The 5,793-nt window shown below is 73.7% G+C and carries 6 protein-coding genes; all 6 read left to right on the top strand.

Annotated features, from left to right (window positions below; translation table 11 throughout):
• The coding region (locus ROTAS13_RS18195; protein ID WP_075823028.1) for a 4Fe-4S dicluster domain-containing protein at positions 1-1,988 on the top strand (1,988 nt) is incomplete at its 5' end.
• Positions 1,985-3,334, top strand: a complete 1,350-nt coding sequence (nrfD, locus tag ROTAS13_RS18190; protein ID WP_075823027.1) for an NrfD/PsrC family molybdoenzyme membrane anchor subunit — start codon at positions 1,985-1,987, stop codon at positions 3,332-3,334. The genes ROTAS13_RS18195 and nrfD, both read left to right, overlap by 4 nt.
• A complete protein-coding gene (locus tag ROTAS13_RS18185; RefSeq protein WP_058390040.1) occupies positions 3,331-3,855 on the top strand; it encodes a DUF3341 domain-containing protein in 525 nt (174 codons plus the stop codon). Before nrfD ends, ROTAS13_RS18185 begins: the two co-directional genes overlap by 4 nt.
• On the top strand, positions 3,852-4,394 hold the full coding sequence (locus ROTAS13_RS18180) for a cytochrome c (protein WP_216348681.1): 543 nt from the start codon (positions 3,852-3,854) through the stop codon (positions 4,392-4,394). The genes ROTAS13_RS18185 and ROTAS13_RS18180 overlap by 4 nt, the downstream gene beginning before the upstream one ends.
• Positions 4,391-5,473 (top strand): hypothetical protein, encoded by a 1,083-nt coding sequence (locus ROTAS13_RS18175; RefSeq protein ID WP_083755599.1) that lies wholly within the window; start codon positions 4,391-4,393, stop codon positions 5,471-5,473. The genes ROTAS13_RS18180 and ROTAS13_RS18175 overlap by 4 nt, the downstream gene beginning before the upstream one ends.
• On the top strand, positions 5,466-5,793 hold a 328-nt coding region (locus ROTAS13_RS18170), incomplete at its 3' end, for a hypothetical protein (protein WP_075823026.1). The genes ROTAS13_RS18175 and ROTAS13_RS18170, both read left to right, overlap by 8 nt.

The raw sequence follows: 5,793 nt of genomic DNA, 5'->3' as shown, positions 1-5,793 counted from the left end.
CGCTGGAGGCCCCGGCCCTGGACCCCGCCGTGGCGCGCTGGCTGGAGGCCGCGCTGGCCGATCTGCGGGCCCGCCCCGGGGAAGGGCTGGTGCTGGCCGGCCCCTGGCAGCCGCCGGAGGTGCAGGCGCTGGCGCACTGGGCCAACCACCGTCTCGGCGCCCCGGTGGAGTACCGCGAGCCCTTGGCGGAGCGGGCGCCGGAGGACCTCGCCGCGCTGGCGGAGGCCCTGCGTGGCGGGGCGGTGGAGACGCTGCTGATCCTGGACCGCAATCCGGTCTACGACGCGCCCGCCGATCTCGGCTTCGCGGAGGCGCTGGGCAAGGGCGGCGCCTTCACCCTGCATCTCGGCGGCTCCTTTGACGAGACCGCCGCCGCCTGCCGTTGGCACGTGCCGATGACCCATCCGCTGGAGGACTGGGGCGATGCCCGGGCCACGGAGGGCACGGCCAGCCTCGCTCAGCCGCTGATCAAGCCGCTCCACGACACGGTCTCGCCCGCCCAGGCCCTGGCCGCGCTGCTCGGGCGGCTGGACAGCGACCCTTATGCGGAGCTCCGCGCCACCTGGCGGGGCACGGGGTCCGGGGCGGAGTTCGAGGACTGGTGGCGGCAGGCGCTGCATGACGGGGTGCTGCCGGACAGCGCGCCCGCCCCGGTGGCGCCGCCGGAGCCGCGCCTGCCGGAACTCCGCGCCGTGTTGCCGGAGGCCGGGCTGGTCCTCGCGCTGCGCCCCGACCCTGCCTGCTGGGACGGGCGCTTCGCCAACAATGCCTGGCTGCAGGAATGCCCGAAGCCGCTGACCCGGCAGGTCTGGGGCAATGCCCTGCTGCTCGCGCCCGAGGAAGCGCGGCGGCGCGGGCTGGAGGCGGGCGACCGGGTGGCGCTGGACTGGCGCGGGCGGCGGCTGGAGGCGCCGGTCCTGCCGCTGCCCGGCATGGCGCCGGGCGTGGCGGCGCTCAGCCTCGGCTATGGGCGGCGGCGGGCGGGCTCGATCGGCGACGGGCTGGGCGCGGATGCCTATGCGCTGCGCGACAGCCGGGCGCCCTGGGGCGGGGCGGGGCTCGCCCTGGCGAAGACCGGCCACCGGGGCGAGGTGCTGCGCCCGCTCGACGCGCATGGGCTGGAGGGCGACCGGCACAGCCTGTTCCGCGCCTTCGGCCTGGAGGAGCTGGCCGGGCGCGAGGCGCCGCCGTCGGCCACGCCGCCCAGCCTGCTGCCCAGCCTGCTGCCCCGGCAACCCGCCCCGGATTTCCCGGCCTGGGCGATGGTGATCGACACCACGCTCTGCATCGGCTGCAACGCCTGCGTCATCGCCTGCCAGGCGGAGAACAACGTGCCCGTGGTCGGGCCGGAGGAGGTGGCGCGGGGCCGCCACATGGCCTGGCTGCGGGTGGACACCTACTGGCAGGGCGAGGCGGAGGCGGACCCGCGCCCCGGCTTCCAGCCCGTGCCCTGCATGCATTGCGAGCAGGCGCCCTGCGAGCCGGTCTGCCCCGTCGCGGCCTCGGTGCACGACAGCGAGGGGCTGAACGTGCAGGTCTACAACCGCTGCATCGGCACCCGCTTCTGCCAGGGCAACTGCCCCTACAAGGTCCGGCGCTTCAACTTCTTCGGCTATAATGACGGGCAGGAATACGCGAACCTCGGCGATCCGGTGGTGGCCGCGCAGCACAATCCGGAGGTGACGGTGCGGGCGCGCGGGGTGATGGAGAAATGCACCTACTGCACCCAGCGCATCAGCGCCGCCCGCCGCGTCGCGGAGAAGGAGGACCGGCCGCTCCACGCCGATGAGGTGCGCACCGCCTGCCAGAATGCCTGCCCGGCCCAGGCCATCGGCTTCGGCGACCTGAAGGCGGAGGGCTCCGCCGTGGCGGCGCTGCGGCGGGAGCCGCAGCACTACGCGCTGCTGGGCGAGCTCGGGACGCGGCCGCGCACCACCTATCTCGGCGCCGTGCGAAACCCTCATCCGGGGCTGGAGGACGGGGCATGAGTGGCGCCACCGACGGGCTGCTGCCGCGCGAGGCCAGCTACGGCTCCCTGGTCGGCACCGTCGCCGACCCGCTGCTGCGGGAGAAGGCGGGCGGACGCTACCGCATCGCCTTCCTGCTCGCCCTGCTGGTGACGCTGATGATGGCCGCCATCATCACCTGGCTCTTCGCCCAGGGCATCGGCATCTTCGGCAACAACACCTCGGTGGTCTGGGGCTTCCCCATCGCCAACTATGTCTGGTGGATCGGCATCGGCAATGCGGGGACCTTCATCTCGGCGGCGCTGCTGCTGACACGGCAGCCCTGGCGCGCGGCGATCAACCGCTTCGCCGAGGTGATGACGATCTTCGCCGTCTCCATCGCCGGGCTGTTCCCGATCCTGCACCTGGGCCGGCCCTACCGCGCCTATTGGGTGATCCCCTATCCGAACTCGATGGGCCTCTGGCCGCAATGGGACAGCGCCCTGGTCTGGGATGCCGCCTCCATCGTCGCCTACCTGGTCTTCTCGGTGCTGTTCTTCTTCCTGGGCCTGATCCCGGACCTCGCCACGTTGCGCGACCGGGCGCAGACGCGGGCGGGGCGGCGGATCTATGGCGCGCTGGCGCTGGGCTGGCGCGGCTCCGCCCGGCACTGGCAGCTGCACGACACGGTGTACCGCGCCATGGCGATGATCGCCCTGCCGCTGGTGGTTTCCGTGCACAGCGTCGCGGCGCTGGATTTCGCGGCGAGCCTGATGCCTGGCTGGTCGGAGTCGATCTTTCCGCCCTATTTCGTGGTGGGCGCGCTCTTTTCCGGCTTCGGCATGGTGATCGTGCTTGCCGCCGCGATGCGCTGGGGGCTGGGGTTGCAGGCGGTGATCACGCCGCGCCATTTCGAGGTGATGGCGCGGGTGGTGCTGGCCGGGGCGCTGGCCATGGGCCTGTCCTATGGCACCGAATGGTTCAACGACTGGTATGGCGGCGACGCGTCGGAACGCGCGCACCTGCATTTCCTGTTCAACAGCCCCTATACGGCCCTGTACCTCGCCATGCTCGCCTGCAACGTGCTGGTGCCGCAGCTCTTCTGGATCGGTGCGCTGCGGCGGCGGATCTGGTTCGTGGTGCTGGTGGCGGTGGTGCTGAACATCGGCATGTGGCTGGAACGCATCCTGATCATCTGGAACACGCTGTCCCACACGCACCTGCCGGCGACGGAAAGCGTCTTCCACCCGACGCCCTGGGACTGGGGGCTGCTGGCGGGCACGCTGGGCTTCTTCGCGCTGCTGATGCTGACCGCGTCGCGCCTGCTGCCGGTGGTGGCGATGCACGACATGGGCAAGCTGCTGCACCGGCGGAGGCGGGAGGGATGAGCCCGCCGCCGCTGCTCATCGCCGAGTTCCGCGATCCGGACACGCTGCTGGCCGCCGCCCGGCGGGCGCGGGAGGCCGGGCTGCACCCGATCGACGCGCACACGCCCTTTGCCGTGGACGGGCTGCCCGAGGCGCTGGGCCTGCCGCGCTCCCGGCTCCGGGTGCTGATGCTCGCCGCCGGGCTGGCGGGGGCGGCGCTGGCCTATCTGATGTGCTGGTACGCCTCCGTGCACGGCTATCCGCTGCTGGTCGGCGGGCGGCCGCACCATGCCTGGCAGGTCTATCTGGTGCTGAGCTTCGAGGGCGGCATCCTGGCCGCGGTGCTGGCCGGGGTGGCCGGGTTCTTCTTCGCCAGCGGCCTGCCGCGCCTGCACCATCCGCTCTTCGAGGCAAAGGATTTCGAGCGCGCCAGCCAGGACCGCTTCTTTCTTTCCGTGGCCGATCCACGGGCCGACGAGGCGCGCCTCGCGGCGCTGCTGGACGGGCTCGGGCCGCTTTCCGTGCGGGCGGTGGCGGCGTGAGGGCGCCGGTCCTCCTGCTGCCGCTGCTCCTGCCGTCTCTCCTGCTGGGGGGCTGCAAGCAGGAGATGGCGCAGCAGCGCCGCATGGACACCTACGAGCAGACCGGGGTCTGGAAGGACGGCACCACCGCGCGCCCCATCCCGGCCGGCACGGTGGCGCGGGGCGACCGGGCGCGCGATGCCGCCGCCCTCGCGCCGCCGCCCGTCACCCCGGCGCTGCTGGCGCGCGGGCAGGAGCGGTTCGGCATCTTCTGCACGCCCTGCCACGGCCTGTCGGGCGAGGGCAACGGCATGGTCGTGCAGCGCGGCTTCCCGCCGCCGCCCTCCTTCCACACCCGCCGCCTGCGTGCGGTGCCCGCCCGCTATCTCTTCGACGTCATCACCGAGGGTTATGGCGTGATGTATTCCTATGCCGCCCGCGTGCCACCCGAGGACCGCTGGGCCATCGTGGCCTATCTCCGCACGCTGCAGCTTTCCCGCCACGCCACCCTGGCCGAGGCGCCGGAAGCCGCCGGGGCGATCCGGGAGGCGGGGCCTTGAGGGCGCCTGCCCTGCTTTCCGGCTGGCATCCGGTGCTGGCGGGCCTTGTGGCGGCGCTGCTGCTGCTCGGCTGGGGCCTGCTGCTCTCGCCGGGGCTGGCGGCGGTGGGCTGGCTGGCCGGGCTGCTCTTCTGGCTGGGCATCTCCCTGGGCGCCTTCGTGCTGCTGGCGGTGCATGCCCTTACCGGCGGCCACTGGGGCGCGGCGCTGGACGGGGCGCTGGTGCCCGCCGTGGCGGCGCTGCCGCTCTTCCTGTTGCTCGCCCTGCCGCTGGCCTTCGCCATGCCGGCGCTCTTTCCCTGGGTGGCGGACCCGTCACGGGTCCTGCACGCGGATGTGGCGGCGCTCTACCTGAACCCGCCCGGCGCCCTGCTGCGCGGCGGGGTCTCGCTGCTGCTCTGGTCCGCCCTGGCGCCGCTGCTGGTGCTGCTGCGCGGCGCGGCGCGGACGGCGCTGGGGGCGGTGGCGCTGCTGCTGCATGTGGTGCTGCTCACCATGCTGTCGGTGGACTGGCTGCTGTCCATCGACCCGCGCTACCACTCCACCGCCTTCGCGCTGGGGCTGCTGGTGATGCAGATGCTGGCGGGCCTCGCCTGGGCGGTCGTCCTGCGGCCCGAAGCCGGCGGCGGCGAGCCGGGCCGGGCCGGGGATCTCGCCGGGATGCTGGTGGCCGCCGCGCTGGGCACGCTCTACCTCACCTATGTCCAGTACCTCACCGCCTGGTACGGCAACCTGCCGGACAAGGCCGCCTGGTTCCTGCTGCGGCGGGAGGCGCCCTGGCCCTGGGTGCTGGCGGCGGCGCTGCTGCTGTCCGGCCTGCTGCCGCTCTGCGGGCCGATGCTGCGTTCCTGGCGGCGGAGCCCCGGGGCGCTGGCCCGCATCGGGCTGGGGGTGCTGGCGGGGCTTTGGCTGCACCTGCTCTGGCTGGCCGGCCCGGGCTTCGGCGCCTGGAGCCTGCTGAGCGGGGCCCTCGGCCTCGTCGCCGTGGGGGGCGCCTGGACCGGGCTGGTGCGGGGCGTGCTGGCACCCCGCCTGCGGCGCCCCGCCGCGCCGGCGCGGGAGGGGCTGCGCCATGGCTGAGGAGATCCGCACGCGCGAGCCGCTGGACCTGTACCCCCGCGCGGTGCTGCTAGTGGGGTTCGGGACGCTGCTCTTCCTGCTGCTGGGCATGGGCGGGCTGTTCTGGGTCTATAGCCGCACCGGCATCCGCACCAACCAGCCGCCCCAGCCGCAGGATTTCCCGGCGCCGGAACTGCAGACCGATCCGCGCGGCGACCTCGCGCGCTTCCTGGCGGAGCAGCGCAAGGGGCTGGAGGGCTATGGCTGGGTGGACCGGGCGCGGGGCCTGGTCCGCATCCCGGTGCAGCGGGCCATGGAGATCCAGGCCGGGCGCGGCGCGG

The organism is Roseomonas sp. TAS13, assembly GCF_001950415.1.
In the GTDB taxonomy this organism is placed as follows: Bacteria; Pseudomonadota; Alphaproteobacteria; order Acetobacterales; family Acetobacteraceae; genus Roseomonas; species Roseomonas mucosa.
The sequence above is the reverse complement of the archived record's forward strand: the minus strand, read 5'-3'. Positions and strand labels throughout refer to the sequence as shown.

Excerpts from the sequence above, each read along its gene's own strand:
- ROTAS13_RS18185 (WP_058390040.1), top strand. The coding sequence starts at position 3,331 with ATGAGCCCGCCGCCGCTGCTCATCGCCGAGTTCCGCGATCCGGACACG.
- nrfD (WP_075823027.1), top strand. The coding sequence starts at position 1,985 with ATGAGTGGCGCCACCGACGGGCTGCTGCCGCGCGAGGCCAGCTACGGC.